Source organism: Actinomadura roseirufa, assembly GCF_900659635.1.
GTDB classification, from domain to species: Bacteria; Actinomycetota; Actinomycetes; order Streptosporangiales; family Streptosporangiaceae; genus Spirillospora; species Spirillospora roseirufa.
In genome coordinates, this window is record NZ_CAACVB010000509.1 from 1 (window position 1) to 2,563 (window position 2,563).

At 73.5% G+C, this 2,563-nt stretch carries 2 protein-coding genes; both read left to right on the forward strand.

Annotated features, from left to right (window positions below):
- A partial coding sequence (locus E1291_RS40905) for an ATP-binding cassette domain-containing protein (protein ID WP_131743399.1) occupies positions 1–389 on the forward strand: 389 nt, incomplete at its 5' end.
- The coding region (locus E1291_RS40910; protein ID WP_242614692.1) for a fumarate reductase/succinate dehydrogenase flavoprotein subunit at positions 389–2,563 on the forward strand (2,175 nt) is incomplete at its 3' end. The genes E1291_RS40905 and E1291_RS40910, both read left to right, overlap by 1 nt.

The window sequence follows — 2,563 nt, forward strand, 5'->3', positions numbered from 1 at the left end:
CCCGGTGGCTGGAGCGGGTGGGCCTGGCCGCGGCGGCCGACCGGCTGCCGCGCGAGCTGTCGGGCGGGATGCGCCAGCGCGTCCAGCTCGCCCGGACCCTGGCCGCCGAGCCCCGGGCCGTCCTCATGGACGAGCCGTTCGGCGCCCTGGACGCGCAGACCCGCGCGTCCATGCAGCGGTTGCTGCTGGACGTCCTCGCCGACACCCCCGCCACGGTCGTGTTCGTCACCCACGACGTGGACGAGGCCCTGCTGCTCGGCCACCGGATCGTGGTGCTCGGCGCGCGGGGGGTGACCGCGGAGTTCCCCGTCCCCACCGGCCGCGACCGCGTCCTGGCCGCGCTGGGGGCGTTCGAGGCGGGCCGCACCGAGACCAAGGAGACCGTGTGATGGACCTCCCCGTGATGGAGATCCCCTCCGTCGCCGACCGCCGCGAGCTGAGCTGCGACGTGCTGGTCATCGGCGGCGGGACCGCCGGGACCATGGCCGCGATCACCGCGGCCGAGAACGGCGCGTCCGTGCTGCTGCTGGAGAAGGCCCACGTCCGCCACTCCGGCGCCCTCGCCATGGGCATGGACGGCGTGAACAACGCCGTCATCCCCGGCAAGGCCACGCCCGAGGACTACGTCGCCGAGATCACCCGGGCCAACGACGGCATCGTGAACCAGGCGACCGTCCACCAGACGGCCACCCGGGGCTTCGCGATGGTGAAGCGCCTCGAACGGTACGGCGTGAAGTTCGAGAAGGACGAATACGGCGAGTACGCGGTGAGGCGCGTCCACCGCTCGGGCTCCTACGTGCTGCCCATGCCAGAGGGGAAGGACGTCAAGAAGGTCCTCTACCGCGTGCTGCGGCAGCGCTCCATCCGCGAGAAGGTGCGGATCGAGAACCGCGTCATGCCCGTGCGCGTCCTCACGTCCGATGGACGCGCCGTAGGGGCGGTGGGGTTCGACACCCGCACGGGGGAGTTCGTCACCGTTTCCGCCAACGCCGTGATTCTGGCGACCGGTGCGTGCGGGCGGCTCGGGCTACCCGCGTCCGGCTACCTGTACGGGACGTACGAGAACCCCACCAACGCGGGTGACGGCTACGCCATGGCCTACCACGCGGGCGCCGAGCTGAGCGGCATCGAGTGCTTCCAGATCAACCCGCTCATCAAGGACTACAACGGGCCCGCGTGCGCCTACGTGGCCAACCCGTTCGGCGGCTACCAGGTCAACGCGGAAGGCAGCCGGTTCGTCGACTGCGACTACTGGTCCGGGCAGATGATGGCGGAGGTCAAGCGCGAGATCGACTCCGCCCGCGGCCCGATCTACCTCAAGCTCAGCCACCTGCCCGACGAGACGCTCACCGCCCTGGAGGACATCCTCCACACCACCGAGCGGCCGACCCGCGGCACCTTCCACGCCGGACGCGGCCACGACTACCGCACCCACGACGTCGAGATGCACATCTCCGAGATCGGGCTGTGCGGGGGCCACTCCGCGTCGGGCGTGTGGGTGGACGAGCACGCCCGCACGACCGTCCCCGGCCTGTACGCCGCGGGCGACCTGGCCTGCGTCCCGCACAACTACATGATCGGCGCCTTCGTCTTCGGGGACCTGGCGGGCGAGGACGCCTCCGCGTACGCCGCGGCCCGCCGCGACGCGCCGCGGGAGGCGGCGCTCGACGACCAGATCGCCGCCGCGCACGAGCTGATCTACCGGCCGCTGCGCAACCCCGGGGGCCCGCCGCAGCCCCAGGTGGAGTACAAGCTGCGCCGCTTCGTCAACGACTACGTCGCCCCGCCCAAGACGCAGGCCAAGCTCGACATCGCCGTGGAGACGTTCACCCGCATGGAGGCGGAGATCGCGGAGATGGGCGCGCGGACCCCGCACGAGCTGATGCGCTGCGCCGAAGTCACGTTCATCAGGGACTGCGCCGAGATGGCGGCGCGTTCCTCGCTGACCCGCACCGAGAGCCGCTGGGGCCTCTACCACGACCGCGCCGACCTGCCCGAGCGCGACGACGCGTCCTGGATGTTCCACCTCAACCTGCGGCGGCGCGACGACGGGACCATGGAGTTCCTCAAGCGCCCCGTCCCGCCCTACCTGGTCCCGGTGGAGGAGTTCACCGTGCCCGAGCCAGGCGAGCCGGTCATCCTGCCCCCGGAGACCGCCGCCACCCCGGGCGGGCCCGCCGTGTCCACCGGCGGGCCCGCCGCCCCGGGGTCCGGCCCGGCCCGGCCGACCGCGATCGGGCGGTCCCCGCGCCTGCTCGAACTCCAGCGGCTGGCCGAGACCGAGCCGGCCGTCGAGGAGATCGCCCCCTATCTGGGCGACCCCGACCCGAAGGTGCGCCGCGCGGCCGTCGCGACGCTCACCGAGGTCGCCCCGGAGGGCGTCGCCGGGGCGCTCGCCACCGCGCTCGCCGACGGGCACGCCTCGGTCCGCCGGGCCGCCGCCACCGCGCTGCGCGAGCTCGTCGAGGTGCTGCCCGCGACCCCGGCGGTGCGCGAGGTCCTGACGGGCGCGCTCACCGGCGGCGACGCGCTCGTCCGCGCGGCCGTCCTGGACGTCCTGCGG